Raw genomic sequence first — 18,457 nt, 5'->3', positions numbered from 1 at the left:
CCATGCGGTGTTCTGCCGCCCAGGTTTTGATGTCCTGTCGAACCTGGAAATCATGTTTTTCTCGACTTCTGCCGATTTTTTCGCGACCGTGCGCTACGTGTGCCGCTGGCTCGCGCTCTCGGCCCTGCTCGGTGCGCTGGCCGGCACGGCTTCCGCGTTGTTCCTGATCGCGCTCGACTGGGCGACCGGCACGCGCGTCGCGCATCCGTGGCTGCTGTGGGGGCTGCCGGCCGCCGGCTTCGCGACGGGCTGGGTCTACCATCGGTTCGGCCAGTCGGTCGCGCGCGGCAACAACCTGCTGATCGACGAGATTCACGACCCGAAGGCGCTCGTGCCGAAGCGGATGGCGCCGCTCGTGCTCGTCGCGACCGTCGTCACGCACCTGTTCGGCGGCTCGGCCGGCCGCGAGGGCACGGCCGTGCAGATGGGCGGCGCGCTCGCCGATCGCGTCACGCACCTGTTCCGCCTCGATCGCGAGCATCGGCGCGTGCTGCTGATGGGCGGCATCGCGGCCGGCTTCTCGTCGGTGTTCGGTACGCCGCTCGCGGGAGCCGTGTTCGGGCTCGAGGTGCTCGCGATCGGCCGCGTGCGGTACGACGCGCTGCTGACCTGCGTCGCCTCGGCGATCGTCGCGGATGTCGTGTGCCGCGCGTGGGGCGTGCATCACACTGTGTATGCGATTCCGTTCGTGCCGGCCGCGTCGGCGACGGGGCTGGCCGCGACGGTCGTCGCGGGTATCGCGTTCGGCGTCGTCGGCCGGTTGTTCGCCTTCGCGACGCACGCGCTGACCGCATGGTTCCGGCGTGTCGTCCGCTATGCGCCGCTGCAGCCGGTGCTGGGCGGCGTGATGGTGGCCGTGGCCGCCACCGTGCTGAACGTGCCGCAGTATCTCGGTCTCGGGATTCCGACGATCGAGGCCGCGTTTCACGGGCCGCTGCCCGTGTACGATTTCGCGGGCAAGTTCGCGTTGACCGTCGTCACGCTCGCGTCGGGATTCAAGGGCGGCGAAGTGACGCCGCTGTTCTACATTGGCGCGACGCTCGGCAACGCGCTCGGCCAGGTGCTCGCGCTGCCGGTGCCGGTGCTCGCGGGCCTCGGCTTCGTCGCGGTGTTCGCGGGCGCGGCCAACACGCCGATCGCGTCGACGATCATGGCGATCGAACTGTTCGGCGCGGATATCGGCGTGTATGCGATCGTGGCGTGCGTGGTCGCCTATCTGTTTTCAGGCCACGCGGGGATTTATCGGTCGCAGCGGGTGGCCGTGGGGAAGGGCGCGCAGGCGGAGCCGGAGTGAAGCCGGCACGCGGGGCGGCCAACCGGACGCATGGGGACGGAAACCGACACCCGGTGACCCCGGGCATCACCGGGAAAGGCGGTGCCCGTTGCCGTTACTGCTTCGGCAGCTTCGCGACGTTCCGCGCGAGCAATTCCTCGATATCGATGCCCTTGTCGGCCAACAACGTCGTGACGACGCCGGTCAACTCACCGAGCGTTTCCTTGACCGACTCGCGGATCGTATCCACGACGACCTGGGTGCTGCGCTCGATCTCGATGTTGACCTTGTCATCGCCACCCTTTGCGTCGAAGGTGGTGGCGCGTCGCGTTTCGGGAATCAGCCAGACTTCGAACCAGCCTTCGTCGCGATTGACGTCCGAAACGGTGAGGCTGCAGCCGTTGATCGCGATATAGCCCTTCGCGAAGACATATCGCTTGAAATCGGCCGGCACGCCGATGCGGATCATCCGGTTGTGCTCGGACGACGCGATGTGCAGGATGGTCCCCATGAAATCGACGTGACCGGACAGCGGATGCCCGCCGATCTCCGCGCCGTCCTTCGCGGCCCGTTCCACGTTGATCCGGGCGCCGGTCGCCAGGTCGGCCAGCGTGGTGATTCTCAGGCTTGGCAACATCACGTCGAAGTCGACCAGCACCGGGGAATGGATGGTCGTTACCGTCAGGCACACGCCGTCGACCGAGACGCTCGCGCCGATCTCGATGTCGGTGGTGAACCGCTCGGGGAATTCGATGCTGAACGTTCTCAGTTCGCCGTGATCCTTGATGGCCTTGATGACGCCAACACCCTGAACAATGCCTGTAAACATGGTCTGCCTTTCGTCGCGAATTGCCTGGCCGGTATGATAAGTGATCCCGGGCGAAGGTGTCGGGGCCGGATGCCTTGGGTCCGGCCCGTTGCCGGCGGCGTCGACGATGCGGCGTATCGACCGCCTATCGCGCATTCACCGTGAGGCCGCCGTCGACCGCGATGCGTGCCCCGTTGATATAGCGCGCGTGGTCGGAAGCCAGATAGGCAACCATGCTGCCGATTTCTTCCACGTGCGCCCAGCGTCCGGACAGGATGCCCTTCCCGAGGCAGAATTCGCGCAACCATGCGTCGACCGGCTTGCCCGCCTTGGCGGCCATCGACTGCGCCCATTCCTCTCGCCATTCGGTGCCGACCAGTCCGGGCACCACCGCATTGACGTTGATCCGCTGGCTGGCGAGATCGGCCGCGAGATAGCCGGTCATGTGAATCAGCGCGGCATTGTTCATCCCGTACGTCAGGGCCGGGTTCCACGTCATGGCTCCGGATGCGCCCGTGATGTTGATGATTCGTCCGGTGCCGTCGGTCGGCACGAGCGGCAGAAACTCCCGGATCACCCGCAACGCACCGAGGTTCTTGATCTCGATCTGACTGAGCCAGTCGCTGTCGTCCCACAGGATCTCGCGGTCGCTTCGCTGGATCGCAGCGCCGGCGTTGTTGACCACGATATGGACGTTCCCGCAGTGCGCGCGGGCTTCCGAACTGGCATGACGAACTTCGTCCGCCTTCCTGATATCGGTGGCCACGGGCAGCGTCCGCACGCCGAACTCGTCCGCGATGTCGCGGGCCGTGCGGGTCAGTTCGTCCGTGCCGCGGGCCAGCAGCACCAGGTTCACGCCCTCGGCAGCCAGTGCCCGAGCAATGCCTTTGCCCACGCCCTTGCTTGCTCCGGATACGAGTGCCGTACGTCCGCTGAGATTGAGGTCCATCGTCGTCTCCTTTCATGATTTCGCTGCATGATCGATCGCGTGGCAGGCCTGCGCGGCATCGCGAATTCGACATGAACATACGCACTACTTATCATTGTGCGATGGCGCGTTGCGCCGGACGGGCCGCAAAGCGGAAGCATGTGTCGCGCAGCAGCCGGCGGATTGCAGACGCTACGTTAAGCGAATCGCGGCGAGCGCGGTAGACACGATTGGTCGAACAGAGCGTTTTTGTCGAACGAACGCGACGCCTGCGTTCGCCGTGGCAGGCCGCCGGACGTCGCGTATCAGTTCGACGTATGGGTCAGCTGAAACGTCATCGAATAACTGAAGCGGCTGGCCGGATGAATGCCCGACGTGACTTCGATCACCGTGTCCTGAGCGTAGTAGGTTCTCACGATGCGCAGCCCGGCCGATTGGTCCGGCACCCGCAACGCGACGGCTTGGTCACCGGCGAGCAGCAGCCCCTGGATCTCCTGTTCGACGCGCGTCGCCTTGATGCCGAACTGTTGCTCGAGCATCGTGTGGATCGGTTTGTCGAGTGTCTCCGTGACGCCTTTCAGGCGGCTGTAGCGTTCGGCGACATAGAGATCGACGAGCGCGATCGGCTCGTCTCCCCCCGACACATCGTGGCGGATGCCCGCGATATGCAGCCACTTCGTCCCCGGTGCACAGTGCAGGAGCCCGGATTCGGCGTCGCTCGCGGGCCGGACGCTGCGCGATATGACGTCGAGCCGCGTGCCTTGCGCGTAGCGGGCGAGATCCGATAACGAATCCATCGACTGCACATAGCGCGTGTGCGGATGACTCGCGATCACGCGCGTGCCGATCCCTGCCTGGCGGCTGATCAGGCCGAGCTCGCAAAGCTTCAGAATGGCCTGGCGCACGGCATAGCGGCTGAGGTTCCACTGGGCGCACAGCTCGGCTTCCGTCGGCAGCATGTCGCCGACGCGGTAGCGGCCGCTGCCGATGTCCTGCATCAGCGTGCGTGCCAGATCGACGTGACGGGGCTGGGGTGATTCGAGCGAGACGGTGTCGGACGCTTGGACAGGGGCGTTCATTGGGGGCGACGCATGATTGAGCGGCTTTCAGTATAGCGGGCGGCTCCGTCGCTTTGTTCGAATGTTCGTCGCGGCCGCCCGGCACGCGTGCCGACCGCCAGGCCAAGAGGGGCACATCACCGGGGCTTCGGGTATATCCGAATGTTCGAACATTTGAACAATTCATAAAGTTCAGCCACGTACTGATGGCGCTCGCATCGAGCGCACCCTGAATCCGGAGTCCGTCCCATGTATCCAATCGACTATTTGTGGCGTGCCGTGCAGCGGCATCCCGACCGCCTCGCGGTGATCAGCCCCGAGCGCAACCTGACGTTTTCGGCGCTCGCGGACCTCGTGCTCGATCGTGCCGCCGCGCTCGATCGCATCGATCCGCAGCCGCGCAGCCGCGTTTGCGTGGGGGCCGCGAACTCGGTCGACCATCTCGTGGCGATTCTCGCGATTCTCGCGGCCGGCAAGATCTGGGTGCCGCTCAATCCGCGCAACGGCGATCCCGAACTGCGCCGCATCGTCGAGTTCGTCAAACCGTCGCTGGTGCTCGCCGATACGGCGATGCTGGAACGTCTCGCGCCGCTCGATGCGCCGTTGCAGCCGCTCGAGGTGCTGGCGGGTCAAACCGGGGACCGCGGCGCGCTTGCGATGGGGCCGCTGTCGCGCGCAGGAATTTCCGCGGATGAAACCCAGGCGATCAAGTTCACCGGCGGTACGACGGGATTCCCGAAAGGGGTCCTCCAGCCGCTGCGTGCATGGACGGCGAACATCGCTACGCAGATTCACGAGCTCGGGCTGCAGCCGCACGATCGGTATCTCGTCGCGGCGCCGATCACGCACGGCACGTCGACGTACATGCTGCCGATCCTCGGCGCCGGCGGTGCGCTGGTGTTTCCCGACCATGCGAAGCCGGGCGCATTGCTCGATGCCGCGAGCGCACACGACGTAACGCTCTTCTTTGCACCGCCCACGCTGATCCAGGCGCTCGCGGAGGAGCAGCGTCGCGCACCGCGCGCGCTGGGTGCGCTGCGCTACCTCGTCTATGGCGGCGCGCCGATGCGGCCCGAGCAGATTCGCGATGCGCAGGCCGTGTTCGGTCCGATCGTCTGTACGTCGTTCGGGCAGACCGAAGCACCGCAAATCATCACGTTCCTGCCACCGTCGGAAATGACCGGCGAAAACCTGGCGTCGGTCGGCCGGCCGACGCTGCTGACGCAAGTGGCGATCGTCGGCAAGGACGGGACGCCGTTGCCACCGGGCGAGGAGGGCGAAATCGCCGTGCGCGGCGGCCTCGTCATGAGCGGATACCTGAACGCGGACGAAGAAACCCGCAAGACCCTGATCGACGGCTGGCTGCGTACCGGCGATGCGGGCGTGTTCGACGAACGCGGCTATCTGTTCCTGCGCGACCGGATTCGCGACGTGATCATCACCGGCGGATTCAATGTCTATCCCGGCGACGTCGAAGTGGTCCTGTCGGGACACCCGGCCGTCGCGGACTGCTCGGTGGTCGGCGTGCCGGACGACAAGTGGGGCGAAGCGGTACATGCCGCGGTGCAACTGCGCGCGGGCGCAAGCGTGGACACGGACGAACTGATCGCCTTCGTCAAGCGCGATCTGGGTTCGGTGAAGACGCCGAAGGTCGTGCATTTCTTCGACGAATTGCCGCGTAGTGCGGTCGGCAAGGTGCTCAAGCCGGCGGTGCGCGATGCAATCCTCGGGACCAGGGGGCAGTGATGGCGGGCAATAACGATGTGCCGGATAGCCGGCTCTGTCGCTACACCACCGATGCCGTGTACTACGGCGACAGCAACCTCGTCGACGACCTGATCGGCAAAGCGGGTTTTATCGACGTGTTCATGCAGCAGACCTTCGGTATCGCGCTCGGGCAGAACCAGCGACGCGTCGTCGATGCGATTCTCGTGACGCTGATGGAGCACGGCATGACGCCCAGTGCGATCGCGACCCGGATGGTCTACTCGAGCTCGCCCGAGAATCTGCAGGCCGGCGTGGCGGCAGGCCTGCTCGCCGTGGCCAGCCGCTTCGTCGGCACGATGGAGCCGGCCGCGGAGCTGCTCGCGAGAATCGTCGCGGCGCAGCCGGAGGGGCAGCGCGAAGCGGCCGCGGTTGCACGCGAGTACCGTGCGCGGCGCGAGCCCGTGCCGGGATTTGGCCACCATCTGCACCGGCCCGACGATCCGCGTGCCGTCGCATTGCTGGCGCTCGCACGCGATGCCGGCACGTATGGCCGGCATTGCGAGGCGCTCGCCTGGCTGGCGGCGGAAGTCGATGCGGCGGCCGGCAAGCACATCACGATCAATGCGACCGGCGCGATCGCGGCACTGCTGGGCGATCTCGGCATTCCACCGTCGTTGATGCGCGGCTTCGCCGTGCTCAGTCGCGCGGCCGGCTTGATCGCGCATATCGCGGAAGAGCAGAAGCGTCCGTCGGGGCGTTTCATCTGGCAACTCGTCGACGACGCGATGACCGGTTAGTGCGTCGGCAGGTGCCGGTCCGCTGTGTATTCGTATCGCATTCGATTCCATGAAGGAGACAAACATGACCCAGATCAACCAGGCGATCATGCGCCACCATCACATCACGCTGTGCGTCGGTACCGCTCAGCAGGACTATGACTTCCATACGAAGGTGCTGTCGCTGAAAAGCGTGAAGAAGACGCTCATCTACGACGGTATGGCGCCGTTCTATCACCTCTACTACGGCAACGATCTCGGCGAGGAAAGCACGCTGATCACCTGTTTTCCGGTGGCGCACTTCGGGCGCAAGGGCCATCGCGGTGCCGGGCAGATCGGCGGCCTGGCGCTGTCGGTTCCCGAATCGGCGATCCCGTTCTGGGAACGACGGCTTGCCGCGCACGGGTTCGACGTTCGCCGGTCGGAACGTTTCGGCGAGCAGGTCCTGTCGTTTTCCCATCCGTGCGGCATCCCGTACGAGCTGATCGGCATTGCCGACGACGCGCGCAAGCCCTATTCGAACGGCGAAGTGCCGGCCGAGCTGGCGATCCGCGGTCTGCACACGATTGGCGTGAACGTGCGCGACATGGAGGCTTCCCAGGAATTCATGCAGCAGGGCTGGTCGGCGCACGAGGTCGAGAAGGACGGCAAGTTCTCGCGCTATGCGTTCGGCGACGGCGGCTCCGGCAAGTTCGTCGATTACGCGCTGGAGCCGGACATGCCGCAGGCGAGCTGGACCTACGGCGAGGGGATCGTGCATCACTGCGCGTTCCAGGTTGCCGACCGCTCGGTGCAGGATCGGGTCAAGGCCAACCTCGAAGGCCTGGGCTTTACCGACACGTCGGAGCGCAAGGACCGCGGTTACTTCGAATCGATCTACGTTCGCACCCCGAGCGGCGCGATGTTCGAGGCGACCGTTTCGAAGCCGGATGCGTTCCTGATCGACGAATCGTACGAACAGATGGGGCAGACGGTGCAGCTTGCGCCGCAGTTCGAAAGCCAGCGCGCGGTGATCCTCGAATCGCTCGAAGCCCTCAATTATTGAAACGCGAGCAGGTCGGGTGGCGTACGCGGCACCCGCTGCGATTGTCTGGAAGTGTCGATCTCATGACGAATGCGCATCTCGAACAGCCGGTGGCCGACTATGGCGAGTCGGTCGATCGTGCCGCGACCGCGGTGATTCTCGTGCACGGGCGCGGCCAGTCGCCGGGCTGGATGCACGACCACGTCGTGCGCCGTTTCGGCCGGCCGGATCTTGCGTGGCGGGCGCCGATGGCAGACGGGGCCTCGTGGTATCCGGAGCGCTTTCTCGCTCCCGTCGAACTGAACGAACCGCGTCTGTCCGACGCGCTCGCGTGTCTGGAAGCGCTGTCGGAGCGGCTGCGGCTGCAGGGCATCCCGTACGCATCGCAGGTGCTGATGGGGTTTTCGCAAGGTGCCTGCCTGTGCAGCGAGTTCGTGTGGCGCAGCCGGCGGCGGTACCGCGCGCTGGTGTCCTTCACCGGCGCGTTGATCGGGCCGCCCGACCTGCAGCGCGCGCCGGACGCACGCGATTTTTCCGGCATGCCGGTGCTGTTTTCCACCTGGGAGCACGATCCCCACGTCCCGGCGGAGGACGTCCGCCGGTCGGCGGCATGGTTCGATGCGGCCGGCGCTGCCGTCGTACTGCACGTCGATCCGGCGACCGAGCACGGCATACGCGATGCGGAAATCGAATACGCGAGACGCGCGCTCGGCACATGATCCGGCAGCGCGTCGTACCCACCTCTGAGCAGGAATCACATCATGCAGTCGTTCAATCATGAAAGCCACGGCGGACGGGTCGTGTTCGGCAGCGGCAGCCTGGAAACCCTTCCCGCGATTCTCGATTCGCTGGGTGTCGCGCGCGCACTCCTGATCACGACGCCCGAACAGGCGGAACTGGGGCGCCGAATCGATCGTGTACTCGGAACGCGCAGCGCGGGCGTGCTGGCCAAGGCGGTCATGCACGTCCCCGTGGAAGTGGCGCGCGACGCCGTGCGGGCGATGCGGGAGTCCGGTGCCGATGCGTGCATCGCGGCGGGCGGCGGGTCGACCATCGGCCTCGCCAAGGCCATTGCGCTGGAAGCCGATCTGCCGATCATCGCGTTGCCGACGACCTATGCCGGCTCCGAGATGACGCCGCTTTACGGCCTGACCGAGGCAGGGGTGAAGAAAACCGGCAAGGACTGGCGCGTGCTGCCGCGGTGCGTCGTGTACGACCCGGCACTGACGCTCACGCTGCCGGTGAAGCTGAGCGTGACGAGCGGCATGAATGCCATCGCGCACGCCGTCGAGGGGCTGTATGCGCACGATGGCAGCCCGGTTTACAGCCTGATGGCGGAAGAGGGCATCCGTGCGCTCGCGAGTGCGCTGCCGCGCCTGTACGCATCGCCTGCCGATGTCGAGGCGCGCGGCGACGCACTCTACGGCGCGTGGCTTTGCGGGACGGTGCTCGGCAATGTGCAGATGGGCGTTCATCACAAGATTTGCCACACGCTCGGCGGGACCTTCAATCTTCCTCATGCCGAGGTCCACACCGTCATCCTGCCGTATGCGCTGGGCTATAACGCGGCCCACGCCCCGCACGCGCTCGCGCGTGTGGGGCGTGCGATCGGTGCCGCGGACGCGATCGCGGGGCTGCGCGGCCTGATCGATTCGCTCGACGCGCCGCGCTCGCTGCGCGAGATCGGGATGCCGCGGGACGGCATCGATCGTGCGGCCGACCTGATTGTCGAAAAAGCCTATCCGAATCCACGCCCGATCGAGCGGCACGCGATTCGCGCGCTGCTGGAGCGCGCTTATGAAGGTGCCGATACCCTGTAACGCGATAGCGGCCGTCATCGCCGCGAAGTGGAGAAACCGATGCTGATCGAGCGCCGCACCTATACGCTGCAGCCGGGCATGCTGAATGACTTCTGGGACGCGCAGCAGTTGCGTGCCGACGGGTTGCGCCCGATCCTGCAGCGCCTGATCGGCGCGTTCGCGCCGGTGGCGGGCATGCCCGAGTCGATCGTTTGCCTCTATCGCTACGACGACTTCGCGGACTGGCAAGCGCGGCTGGGCGGTCTGTCCGGCGATACGAACCTGTCGGCCTACTTCGGGCGAGTACGCTCGATGATCCTGCGCCAGGAAAACGAATTTCTTCTGCCGGCCGGCGTGGATCGGGCGACGCCGATGTGGGGCAACGGCAACGACTGGCTGCCGGCGCACGGCGCGCCGATACCGGTGTCCGCGCAACGCGCGGTCGTCGCGGAAACGACGCTGACCTTCCGCGCGGGCGGCGTGCCGCGCTTCTGGCAGGCCTTCGCGCAACAGGGTGTGGCCGACGACGCGTGGTTCGTCGACGGTTTGCTGGGCGCGTTCAACGTGATGGTCGGCCCGCTGAACCGGGTGCGCGTCTACACGCATCTGGCGAGCGTGGACGACTGGGTCGTCAAGCAGGCGGTGCGGTCCTGGCCCGGCGTATGGAAGACGCTGCTGAATGAACTCGCACCGGTGCTGCTGGACGTCACGCATGTGCTGCTCCGGCCGTCGCCGGTGGCCGACATGTCGCCCATCTTCGTCGAGCCCTGATCGATCGCGGCAGCGCCGGATTGTCGGCACGCAATCCGCCGGTACGGTCGCCCCTTTCCTGACGTGCGCTGTTCCCACCCAGGCCCGGGGTGCGCGGTGAAGCCGTCAATCCGTTCCGTCGATGCGCCGCCGTTCCCGCATGCAATGAACGCGTGACGTTCCGAGTGAGTTGTGCCGGGAAGAAGGTTCATTCATATCTTTAAGGAATCCATAGTTATTGCCGGAAAGCACGGAATTTTTCAACGAAGGGAGAAGGGGATGGAGATCAAGACGATGAACGACGAGCAACGCAAGGCGATCGCACTGGAGTACTTCAGGCGGCTGGATCATGGCGGAAATCTGCTCGAGTTGTTCGACGACCACGCGCAGATGTATTTCCCGAAATGGGGCGTGGCACGCGGCAAGGAGGAAATCGGTCAGTTGTTCCGCGATCTGATGACGATACTGGCCGGTGTCTCGCACGAGACTTCCTGTCTGAACGTCATTCAGCATGGCGATCTCGTGTGTGTCGAGGGGCTGTCGAGCGGCACGTTGAAAAACGGTGCGGCCTGGCAGGCAGGTGTCACGCACGCAGGTCGCTGGTGCGACGTGTTCGAGATTCGCGACTTCAGGATCCAGCGGTGTCACGTCTATCTGGATCCGGATTATGCGGGGGGCGATACGGAGCGCTACCCGTGGCTCGCGACGAATCCGCTGCGCCGTTACTGATTCGGATCGCACGACACCGGATGACGTTGCCGAACCGTCCAGGTTGATCCGGACGGTACGAATGCCTGCATCAAGCATGTCGTTCGATCGGGCCATCGGCCATTCGATAAATTCAGGATAACAAATCATTGCCGTCTATATCGCGGCAAGGCATGGAGATGATGATGTCAGCGAGAAAGCATGTTTCGCTGGGACTTGCCGGCTGTCTGATGGCGACCGCCGTGTGTGCGCCCGCGCACGCCCAGAGCAGTGTCACGCTATTCGGCGTGGTGGACGTGGCGATGCTCTATACGAACAAGACGCGCAATCCCGTCACGGGTCTCAACGATGGAAGCCAGGTGTCGATGATCGATGGCGGCCGCTATTATTCGCAGTTCGGCCTGCAGGGAATCGAAGATCTCGGCGGCGGATTGAAGGCGAAGTTTCGTCTGCAGAGCGGCATCAGCGCGACGAACGGCAGCCTGTTCCACTGCAATGGCAACCTGTTCGGCTGCGAATCGTGGATTGCGCTGTCGGGAAGCGCCGGCGAGCTGAAAATGGGGTTGCAGTTTTCCCCGTTCTTTCAGGCGGTCTACGATTCCGATCCGCGCGATCTCTCGCTGTTCGGCAGCGCGGCGACCATTTACGTCGGGACCGTGCTGGGCACCAGCATTTTCAATCCGAATGCGGTGAGCTATACGAGCCCGACGTTCGCCGGCTTGACCGTCAGTACCATGTTCGCGTTCGGCGGTAAGCCCGGCGATTTCAGCGCGGGCAAGCAATATGCCGCGCGCGTCCGTTACCAGCGCGGCGGATTGACGGTCAATGCCGCGCTCTACAGCGGCAACGCGGGCGCTGCGCAGAGCACGCCGGTGCCGACCAATGTCGAGTTCGACGGTCGAATGATCGGGGTGGGCTATCAGTTCGGCTCGCTCACCGCAAAGGCATCGTTCGTCAACTTCAAGGTCGCCGGTTCGTTCGACAGCGCCGTGTTCGGCGGCGGCATCAACTGGTTCGCATCGCCGACGCTCGGGATCAACGGCGGCGTGTGGCTGACGAGCGATCGCAACCATACGACCAATCATTCCGTCATGGCGGCCGTCGGCGCCGATTATTTCCTGTCGAAGAGCACGACGCTCTATGCGCAATGCGGCGTGGTCAACAATCACGGCGCAATGAATACCGGGCTGTCGATGATCGGGGCGCTGTATGGCCCCGCGGGCACGACGTTCGGCGGTACGGTCGGCATCCGGAAGTTTTTCTAATCATCTCGATCGCGGTCCGGCACCGGGCTCGACCGGAACCGGACCGCACAACCGGAACATCACACATGAAAACCAGTCACGCCCTGTTGTCGCTCTACGTGGCGACCGCGTTGTCCATTGCGGGGAATGTCAACGCTCAGGCGGATCCGGCCGGGTCCGATCTCGCGCCGCAGGCGGTTACGCCCAGCAAGAAGGAGGTCAAGACCGCGAATCGCCGGCTCCAGAAAGCTGTCGTTCGCGCGCTCGGCAGTGCCAGGGGGCTCAATGCGGCCAATATCGGCGTCATCGCGCGCGACGGTGCCGTCGTGTTACGCGGCTCAGTGACGGATAGCGCCCAGTCTCAAATCGCAACCGCGGTCGCGAGCTCGGTGAGCGGCGTCACGGCAGTCAGGAACGACCTGTTGATTCGGCCGGAGTGAGTCTCGGGCGAGGCCGCCGCATGCGGGGCGGCCGATGAATCGGGATGCGTCGAAAGGAGCCGGCCCGCTGGCGCGGACCGGCTCGCCCGAACGGATTATGCGCGTTCCGAGTCGAGCTGCTCGTTGTTCTTCACGACTTCCTGGGCCTTCAGGTAGCTCTCGATCAGCAGGCGGTACGGAGGGAAGATCATCCCGTAGACCTCGGCCCATTGCTGCGCGTCGGGGCGATGCCAGGTCTGCTGCAGTTCGGAGGCCACCGCGGCGGTGTCGATCGGAACCACGCCGGCCTGCACCACGCGAGCGAGCGTGATTTCCTGCGCCATTTTCGAGTAGGTGCCCGACGCGTCGACCACGGCAAACACCTTGTAGCCTTCGTGGACGGCCGAGATCGCCGGGAACGCCATGCAGACGCTGGTGATCGTGCCGGCGATGATCAGCGTCTTGCGCCCGGTCGCCTTGATCGCATCGACGAAGTCGGGATTGTCCCAGGCGTTGATCTGCCCCTTGCGCGCGACGTAGGTGGCATGCGGCGCGCTTTCGTGGATCTCGGGGATCAACGGGCCGTTCGGGCCTTGCGGAACCGACGCCGTGGTGATCACCGGCATCTTGCAGAGCGTGGCCATCTTGGCCAGTGCAATCGCGTGATTGCGCAGGACGGTCATTTCCATGTCCTTCACGGTCTGGAACAGGCCGCTCTGATGGTCGATCAACAGCATCGCCGTATCGTTCGGATCGATGACGGGGCGTTGACCGTTGAAGTTGGCAGGTGCGCTCATGGCAATACTCCTGGTTGGGCGGGTCCGGTGTACCGTTCCCGGACGGGCAGCGGATAGACCCGGGGTTGGCGCGGTTGCGCGAATGGCTGTGTTGCGTGCAGGCACTACAGTTGAAAAATCACGGCGAAAAGCAGGTGGAGCAGGCAGCAGAACAAGGCGAACAGCAGCAGCGATGCGGCATACAGGCCACACGCGAACGTTGCGCGCTGCCGCGCGAGTTTTCCCGGGGCGGCCGGATCGTGCGGAGGCGCTGCCCATGCGATCCAGCGTCGCGTCAGTTCGGTGGCGAGCTGCTTCAGGCTGCCCATGGCTCACTCTCCTCCGGGCGCGTCGACCTTGCCGCGGAATACCCAGTAGGCGAATGCGTTGTAGCCGAGGATCACGGGCAGGATGACCAGCGCGCCGGCGGCCACCATGAGCTGGCTTCCGGGTTCCGCCGCGGCAGCGCCGAATGCGAGACTGAACGGCACCACGTAAGGCCAGAGGATCGCGATCAAGCCGATCAGCAGCATGGCGACGGCCGCCAGGTTGCAAAGCAGGGGGCGCAGGTCCGACGCCGTGTACGACGCACGGAAGGCAGCGATCCACAGTCCGGCGCCGAGCGTACCGAGCATGCCCATGAGGGCGGGACGGGCATGCCACATGGCGGCCACGGCCGGCAGCGTTCCGGCCGCGCAGCAGGAGGCGATGGCGAGCAGCAGGAACGCGAGCATCGCAATGCGCAACGTGGGCAGCCGGGCGTGCTGCAGCGCCGCGCGGGTCTTCCAGCGGAGCCATGCGGCGCCCAGGCTGGCATACGCCGCAATGGCGGTCAGGCCGGTCAGCACGTTGAAGCCGGTGAACACGTCCAGCGTGCTGCCGGAAAATCGCCCGTCTGCCACGGCGATGTCCCCGGACAGCAGCGCACCCGCAACCAGACCCTGCGCGAATGCGGCGAGCGTCGACCCGATACTGAACGCGCCGTCCCAGAAGCGCGGAAACGGCGTATGCACCCGGAACTCGATCGCCACACCGCGAAACGCGAGCGACACCAGAATCACCATGAACGGCAGATAGAACGCCGGTACGAGGATCGAATAGGCGAGTGGAAATGCGCCGAACAATACGATCGCGGCCAGAATCAGCCACGTTTCGTTACCGTCCCAGACGGGCGCGATGCTGTCGACCAGCGCGTCGCGTTCCGGTCCGTGTCGCGAGGACAGCAGCAGGATGCCGACACCCAGGTCGAAGCCGTCCAGCAGTACGTACATCACGATCGCAAAGATCGCGATGAGGATGCATACGTGGCTGAGGGCGGTATTCACGATTTTTCTCCGGCCCGGGTGTCGGCGGCAGCGGCGGCGTCGGGCATCAGGACGGGCTTGAGCGAAGCGGCGTACGGCGACGCGTGAGCGGCCGCGTCCGGGCCGCGCCGTATCACGCGTGCGGTGATGCCAACGAACGCGGCCAGGAACAGCGCATAGGTGACGGCAAACAGCACGGTCGAGAACAGGATATGCGGGGCCGGGACGCGCGACACGGCGTCCGCGGTACGCAAATAGCCGTACACGACCCACGGCTGACGGCCGATTTCCGATGTGTACCAGCCTGCGATCGTCGCGATGAAGCCGACCGGCATCATCGTCCGGACGACCTGCAGGAACCATCGGGTCGAGAACAGCGTGCCCCTGAAGCGAAGCCACAGGCTGATCGACGCAATGGCGAACATCAGCAGGCCGAGCAGGAACATGACCCGGAACGCATAGAACACCGGCGCCATCGGTGGCCGGTTCGCGGCCGGCGTCGCGCTCAGCCCGGGAACCGTGCCGTGGATCGAGCGCGTGACGATCAGGCTGCCGAGATAGGGGATGCCGACCTGTGTTCCGTTTCGTGTCTGCTGCTGATGCGGCGTAATGAACAGAAGATAGGGTGCGCTTTTCGTCGGTTGCCAGTAGCCCTCCATGGCCTGGAACTTCGCGGGCTGGTAGTCGAACATGCGAAAGCCGACCGAATCACCCAGCGGCAGCTGCAGCGCGATCGCGATGCTGGCGAAGCCGAGCCCCATCGACAGCGTGCGTTTCGCGAATGCGACATGCGTGCGTCGGAGCAAATAGCACGCGCCCACGCCTGCGATGAAGAACGAAGCCGACAGGTAGGCGGCGAGCAGCATGTGCGGCAGCCGGACCAGGTACGACGGGTTGAAGATGACGCGCCAGCGGTCGACGACGTGGAATGCGTGGGCGGTGGCATCGAAGGTCACGCCGTCGGGCGTATGCATCCACGAATTGGCGGCGAGAATCCATGACGCGGAGATCGTCGTGCCGACGGCGACCATGGTGGTCGCGAAGAAGTGCAGCTTCGGGCCGACACGCGTCATGCCGAACAGCATGATGCCGAGGAATCCGGCTTCGAGAAAGAACGCGGTGAGCACCTCGAGCGCGATCAGCGGGCCGATCACGGGGCCGGCCAGCCGTGCGAATCCGGAAAAATTGGTGCCGAATTCAAACGACAGCACGATGCCGCTGACGACGCCGACGCCGAATCCGAGCGAGAAAATGATCAGCCAGAATCGGTAGATCTTCAGATAGAGCGGGTCGCGTGTCTTGAGCCACAATCCTTCGACGATGGCGAGGAAGGTCGCGAGGCCGATCGACATGGTCGGAAAGATGATGTGAAAGGTGACGGTCAATCCGAACTGGATGCGAGCCAGCATCACGGTATCCATCTACGACCTCGTTTGATGTGAATCAGCATGGCGATTGGCGGTGCTCAGTCGGTTTCCGTACGGCGCCAGGCGACGATCGCGAGTGCGATGAACGCGACCAGCACGAGATAGCCGACCTCGTCCGAGAAGATCTTGATCAGGGCCATTTCGGTTGCGGCGATGGCAGCCGCGAACGCGAGTACGCCGGTGGCCTTCGCCGCGAATGAAAGAACGTTCATGATGGACATGGTCGGGTGCGGATTCCGGTTGGGATGACGCCATCGAGTCGATAGGGATAACTGATCGATTGGGCATGCATCGATTGCCAATCGTTTCGACTCGCTCAATCGACGCCGTGCCGGGTCGGCTGACGTGGCGGAGGTCACAGCACATCTTCGGTGAGCGCATCGACAGGCTGGTCCTGGCCGTCGATACCCGGCCACAGCGGATCGAGCAAAGCGATACGGACATGCTCGATGAACAGTCTGAGCTTGCGATTCGCGAACGGGCTGCGCGGGTAAACGGCATGGATGATCTCGTCCTGGGGCGTTTCCGCCCCGAGCACGCGCACGAGCCGGCCGTCGCGCAGGCTTTCGTCCGCGATGTAGCGCGGCAGCATCGCGATGCCGATACCTTGTGTCGCCGCGTCGCGCAGCGTCTCGACGTTGTTGGACAGGAAAGCGCTTGCGGGGCTGATCGTCCGCGGCTTGCCGATGCCGGCCGGCGGGACGAAGGACCAGGTGGCGGACGGCACAGCATGGCTGTAGTTCAGGCACTTGTGTTCGAGCAGCCGGTCGATCGACTCCGGTGCGCCGTGCGTGGCGAGATAGTCCGGGCTGCATACGACCACACGTTCGCAGGCGGCGATGCGGCGGGCGACCAGCGTGCTGTCGGAAAGCCGCGCGGAGCGGATCGCGACATCGAACCGCTCGGCACCGAGGTTGACGATGCGATCGTCGGTCTCGAGCGTGACGCGCAATTGCGGATGGGCGGCGGCGAATTGCGTGATCGCGGCCCCGAGCCAGAGCCGTGTCAGGCTCACCGGCGACGTGATGCGCAATTCGCCGCACAATCCGTGCGATTGCTCGGCCATCGCTTCGGCGACGTCGACGAGCTGGCGGATCGCTTCCGATGCGGTGCGGTAGAACGTCAGTCCGGATTCGGTCGGCGTGACGTTGCGCGTGGAGCGCGTCAACAACTGGACGCCGAGCGTGCGCTCCAGGTCGCTGATACGTTTGCTGACGACGGATTTCGACAACCCCAGCCGGCGTGCGGACTCGGAAATGCTGTGCCGCTCGACGGCGAGCAGGAAAGCTTGGATGTCGTCATGGTTCAGCGATTTCATGAGGCGATCTGGGTGGTCATCGGACGTGGAACAGATGCGGTCTTTCACCGCGATTCGGCCTGGCGCGAGCCTGGCCGGACCGGGCGACATCGGGGCGCGCGGCCGGGGCGGTTCAACCGGTCGATTGCGTGGTGACCGCATGACCGAAGCGTAGAGGAAGCGGTTTTGCGTCGGTAGACTGCGCGAGTTATCCTCAGCGTCTCATTTATGGAACGATCGAGCGCGCCGATGCAGGACCTCAACGATCTCTATTTTTTCGCGCAGGTGGTTGACCACAAGGGTTTCGCGCCGGCCAGCCGGGTGCTCGGCGTGCCGAAATCCACCTTGAGCCGACGGATCGCGACACTCGAGCAGCATCTCGGCGTGCGGCTCGTGCAGCGCTCCACTCGCCAGTTTTCGGTCACCGAGATCGGCCAGCATTACTACAACCACTGCAAGGCGATGCTCGTCGAGGCGGAGGCGGCGCAGGAGGCGATCGAGCAGATGCGCGCGGAACCGCAGGGCGTGGTTCGGCTGACCTGCCCGGTCGCGATGCTGCACGCCCGGATCGGCGCGATGCTGGGGGAATTCATGGCGCGCAACCCGCGCGTCACCGTGCATCTCGAGGCGACCAACCGGGTCGTCGACGTGATCGGTGAAGGGATCGACATCGCCATTCGCGTGCGTCCGCCGCCGCTGAAGGACAGCGATCTCGTGATGCGTGTGCTTGGCGCGCGCACCTGGTGCCTGGTCGCGAGTCCGACCCTCGTGCAGCAGCATGCGATCGCGGCGCCGGCCGAACTGTCCGAGTGGCCCAGCCTCGATTTCGGGCCGCCGCAACCGCAGCATGTCTGGCACCTCGACGGCCCCGATGACGCTCGGGCGACGGTGCGTCACACGCCGCGGTTCGTGACGGACGACATGATTGCGTTGCGTGAGGCTGCCGTGGCGGGGGCAGGCGTCGTTCAGCTGCCGGTGATGATGGTGAGCGACGAACTGCACCGCGGCGCGTTGATCCGGGTATTGCCCGACTGGTTGCCGAAAGGCGGGATCGTCCACGCGGTATTCCCGTCCCGCCGAGGCCTGCTGCCGTCGGTGCGCGCACTGCTGGATTTCCTGGCCGACGAGTTTGCGCGCATTGAGGAATCCTGACCGGTTA

The 18,457-nt window shown here is 65.0% G+C and carries 20 protein-coding genes; 11 read left to right on the top strand and 9 right to left on the bottom strand.

Annotated elements, in window-relative coordinates; all coding sequences use genetic code 11:
* The first annotated feature begins 52 nt into the window (after positions 1–52).
* A complete protein-coding gene (locus GEM_RS24590) occupies positions 53–1,294 on the top strand; it encodes a voltage-gated chloride channel family protein (RefSeq protein WP_014900118.1) in 1,242 nt (413 codons plus the stop codon).
* A 94-nt stretch (positions 1,295–1,388) separates the two neighbouring features.
* Here GEM_RS24590 and GEM_RS24585 read toward each other — a convergent pair whose 3' ends face one another.
* The 3 genes from GEM_RS24585 to GEM_RS24575 form a co-directional block, all read right to left on the bottom strand.
* Entirely contained in the window at positions 1,389–2,102 is a 714-nt protein-coding gene (locus tag GEM_RS24585; RefSeq protein ID WP_014900117.1) for a riboflavin synthase, read from the bottom strand.
* Between the two features lie 124 nt (positions 2,103–2,226).
* The gene (locus GEM_RS24580) at positions 2,227–3,030 is read right to left on the bottom strand and encodes an SDR family NAD(P)-dependent oxidoreductase (RefSeq protein WP_014900116.1); all 804 of its coding nucleotides are present in this window, start codon (positions 3,028–3,030) and stop codon (positions 2,227–2,229) included.
* Between the two features lie 284 nt (positions 3,031–3,314).
* Entirely contained in the window at positions 3,315–4,088 is a 774-nt protein-coding gene (locus GEM_RS24575) for a GntR family transcriptional regulator (RefSeq protein ID WP_014900115.1), read from the bottom strand.
* Between the two features lie 228 nt (positions 4,089–4,316).
* Here GEM_RS24575 and GEM_RS24570 point away from each other — a divergent pair, with 228 nt between their 5' ends.
* The 9 genes from GEM_RS24570 to GEM_RS24530 all read left to right on the top strand — a co-directional run bounded on the left by GEM_RS24570 (position 4,317) and on the right by GEM_RS24530 (position 12,515).
* Entirely contained in the window at positions 4,317–5,813 is a 1,497-nt protein-coding gene (locus GEM_RS24570; RefSeq protein WP_014900114.1) for a class I adenylate-forming enzyme family protein, read from the top strand.
* On the top strand, positions 5,813–6,571 hold the full coding sequence (locus GEM_RS24565; RefSeq protein ID WP_014900113.1) for a citryl-CoA lyase: 759 nt from the start codon (positions 5,813–5,815) through the stop codon (positions 6,569–6,571). Before GEM_RS24570 ends, GEM_RS24565 begins: the two co-directional genes overlap by 1 nt.
* A gap of 64 nt (positions 6,572–6,635) precedes the next feature.
* Positions 6,636–7,595 carry a VOC family protein gene (locus tag GEM_RS24560; RefSeq protein ID WP_014900112.1) on the top strand — a complete coding sequence of 320 codons (960 nt, stop codon included), beginning with the start codon at positions 6,636–6,638 and terminating at the stop codon, positions 7,593–7,595.
* 62 nt (positions 7,596–7,657) lie between these two features.
* Positions 7,658–8,293: an alpha/beta hydrolase gene (locus tag GEM_RS24555; protein WP_014900111.1), complete on the top strand. Its 636-nt coding sequence runs from the start codon at positions 7,658–7,660 to the stop codon at positions 8,291–8,293.
* 42 nt (positions 8,294–8,335) lie between these two features.
* On the top strand, positions 8,336–9,394 hold the full coding sequence (locus GEM_RS24550; protein ID WP_014900110.1) for a maleylacetate reductase: 1,059 nt from the start codon (positions 8,336–8,338) through the stop codon (positions 9,392–9,394).
* A gap of 39 nt (positions 9,395–9,433) precedes the next feature.
* A complete protein-coding gene (locus tag GEM_RS24545) occupies positions 9,434–10,144 on the top strand; it encodes an NIPSNAP family protein (RefSeq protein ID WP_014900109.1) in 711 nt (236 codons plus the stop codon).
* A gap of 258 nt (positions 10,145–10,402) precedes the next feature.
* Positions 10,403–10,852: a nuclear transport factor 2 family protein gene (locus GEM_RS24540; RefSeq protein ID WP_014900108.1), complete on the top strand. Its 450-nt coding sequence runs from the start codon at positions 10,403–10,405 to the stop codon at positions 10,850–10,852.
* A 164-nt stretch (positions 10,853–11,016) separates the two neighbouring features.
* Positions 11,017–12,096 (top strand): porin, encoded by a 1,080-nt coding sequence (locus GEM_RS24535; RefSeq protein WP_014900107.1) that lies wholly within the window; start codon positions 11,017–11,019, stop codon positions 12,094–12,096.
* Between the two features lie 65 nt (positions 12,097–12,161).
* Positions 12,162–12,515 carry a BON domain-containing protein gene (locus GEM_RS24530; protein WP_014900106.1) on the top strand — a complete coding sequence of 118 codons (354 nt, stop codon included), beginning with the start codon at positions 12,162–12,164 and terminating at the stop codon, positions 12,513–12,515.
* Positions 12,516–12,610: 95 nt separating this feature from the next.
* Here GEM_RS24530 and GEM_RS24525 read toward each other — a convergent pair whose 3' ends face one another.
* The 6 genes from GEM_RS24525 to GEM_RS24505 all read right to left on the bottom strand — a co-directional run bounded on the left by GEM_RS24525 (position 12,611) and on the right by GEM_RS24505 (position 17,319).
* Positions 12,611–13,291: a hydrolase gene (locus tag GEM_RS24525; RefSeq protein WP_014900105.1), complete on the bottom strand. Its 681-nt coding sequence runs from the start codon at positions 13,289–13,291 to the stop codon at positions 12,611–12,613.
* Between the two features lie 104 nt (positions 13,292–13,395).
* The gene (locus tag GEM_RS24520) at positions 13,396–13,599 is read right to left on the bottom strand and encodes a hypothetical protein (RefSeq protein WP_014900104.1); all 204 of its coding nucleotides are present in this window, start codon (positions 13,597–13,599) and stop codon (positions 13,396–13,398) included.
* 3 nt (positions 13,600–13,602) lie between these two features.
* The gene (locus GEM_RS24515) at positions 13,603–14,595 is read right to left on the bottom strand and encodes a cytochrome d ubiquinol oxidase subunit II (protein ID WP_014900103.1); all 993 of its coding nucleotides are present in this window, start codon (positions 14,593–14,595) and stop codon (positions 13,603–13,605) included.
* A complete protein-coding gene (locus tag GEM_RS24510) occupies positions 14,592–15,995 on the bottom strand; it encodes a cytochrome ubiquinol oxidase subunit I (RefSeq protein ID WP_014900102.1) in 1,404 nt (467 codons plus the stop codon). The genes GEM_RS24515 and GEM_RS24510 overlap by 4 nt, the downstream gene beginning before the upstream one ends.
* A 44-nt stretch (positions 15,996–16,039) precedes the next feature.
* Positions 16,040–16,213, bottom strand: coding sequence for a hypothetical protein (locus GEM_RS31975; protein WP_187293255.1), 174 nt, complete (start codon positions 16,211–16,213; stop codon positions 16,040–16,042).
* A 143-nt stretch (positions 16,214–16,356) separates the two neighbouring features.
* Positions 16,357–17,319 (bottom strand): LysR family transcriptional regulator, encoded by a 963-nt coding sequence (locus GEM_RS24505; RefSeq protein WP_014900100.1) that lies wholly within the window; start codon positions 17,317–17,319, stop codon positions 16,357–16,359.
* A gap of 228 nt (positions 17,320–17,547) precedes the next feature.
* On the opposite strand from GEM_RS24505, the gene GEM_RS24500 reads away from it, so the two are divergent.
* Positions 17,548–18,450, top strand: a complete 903-nt coding sequence (locus GEM_RS24500; RefSeq protein WP_014900099.1) for a LysR family transcriptional regulator — start codon at positions 17,548–17,550, stop codon at positions 18,448–18,450.
* Positions 18,451–18,457: the final 7 nt, after the last annotated feature.

It is taken from the genome of Burkholderia cepacia GG4 (assembly GCF_000292915.1).
GTDB lineage: Bacteria > Pseudomonadota > Gammaproteobacteria > Burkholderiales > Burkholderiaceae > Burkholderia > Burkholderia cepacia_D.
The sequence above is the reverse complement of the archived record's forward strand: the minus strand, read 5'-3'. Positions and strand labels throughout refer to the sequence as shown.

Coding starts and splice junctions, on each gene's coding strand:
- GEM_RS24590 (WP_014900118.1), top strand. CDS start 53: ATGTTTTTCTCGACTTCTGCCGATTTTTTCGCGACCGTGCGCTACGTG.
- GEM_RS24585 (WP_014900117.1), bottom strand. CDS start 2,102: ATGTTTACAGGCATTGTTCAGGGTGTTGGCGTCATCAAGGCCATCAAG.
- GEM_RS24580 (WP_014900116.1), bottom strand. CDS start 3,030: ATGGACCTCAATCTCAGCGGACGTACGGCACTCGTATCCGGAGCAAGC.
- GEM_RS24575 (WP_014900115.1), bottom strand. CDS start 4,088: ATGAACGCCCCTGTCCAAGCGTCCGACACCGTCTCGCTCGAATCACCC.
- GEM_RS24570 (WP_014900114.1), top strand. CDS start 4,317: ATGTATCCAATCGACTATTTGTGGCGTGCCGTGCAGCGGCATCCCGAC.
- GEM_RS24565 (WP_014900113.1), top strand. CDS start 5,813: ATGGCGGGCAATAACGATGTGCCGGATAGCCGGCTCTGTCGCTACACC.
- GEM_RS24560 (WP_014900112.1), top strand. CDS start 6,636: ATGACCCAGATCAACCAGGCGATCATGCGCCACCATCACATCACGCTG.
- GEM_RS24555 (WP_014900111.1), top strand. CDS start 7,658: ATGACGAATGCGCATCTCGAACAGCCGGTGGCCGACTATGGCGAGTCG.
- GEM_RS24550 (WP_014900110.1), top strand. CDS start 8,336: ATGCAGTCGTTCAATCATGAAAGCCACGGCGGACGGGTCGTGTTCGGC.
- GEM_RS24545 (WP_014900109.1), top strand. CDS start 9,434: ATGCTGATCGAGCGCCGCACCTATACGCTGCAGCCGGGCATGCTGAAT.
- GEM_RS24540 (WP_014900108.1), top strand. CDS start 10,403: ATGGAGATCAAGACGATGAACGACGAGCAACGCAAGGCGATCGCACTG.
- GEM_RS24535 (WP_014900107.1), top strand. CDS start 11,017: ATGTCAGCGAGAAAGCATGTTTCGCTGGGACTTGCCGGCTGTCTGATG.
- GEM_RS24530 (WP_014900106.1), top strand. CDS start 12,162: ATGAAAACCAGTCACGCCCTGTTGTCGCTCTACGTGGCGACCGCGTTG.
- GEM_RS24525 (WP_014900105.1), bottom strand. CDS start 13,291: ATGAGCGCACCTGCCAACTTCAACGGTCAACGCCCCGTCATCGATCCG.
- GEM_RS24520 (WP_014900104.1), bottom strand. CDS start 13,599: ATGGGCAGCCTGAAGCAGCTCGCCACCGAACTGACGCGACGCTGGATC.
- GEM_RS24510 (WP_014900102.1), bottom strand. CDS start 15,995: ATGGATACCGTGATGCTGGCTCGCATCCAGTTCGGATTGACCGTCACC.
- GEM_RS31975 (WP_187293255.1), bottom strand. CDS start 16,213: ATGAACGTTCTTTCATTCGCGGCGAAGGCCACCGGCGTACTCGCGTTC.
- GEM_RS24505 (WP_014900100.1), bottom strand. CDS start 17,319: ATGAAATCGCTGAACCATGACGACATCCAAGCTTTCCTGCTCGCCGTC.
- GEM_RS24500 (WP_014900099.1), top strand. CDS start 17,548: ATGCAGGACCTCAACGATCTCTATTTTTTCGCGCAGGTGGTTGACCAC.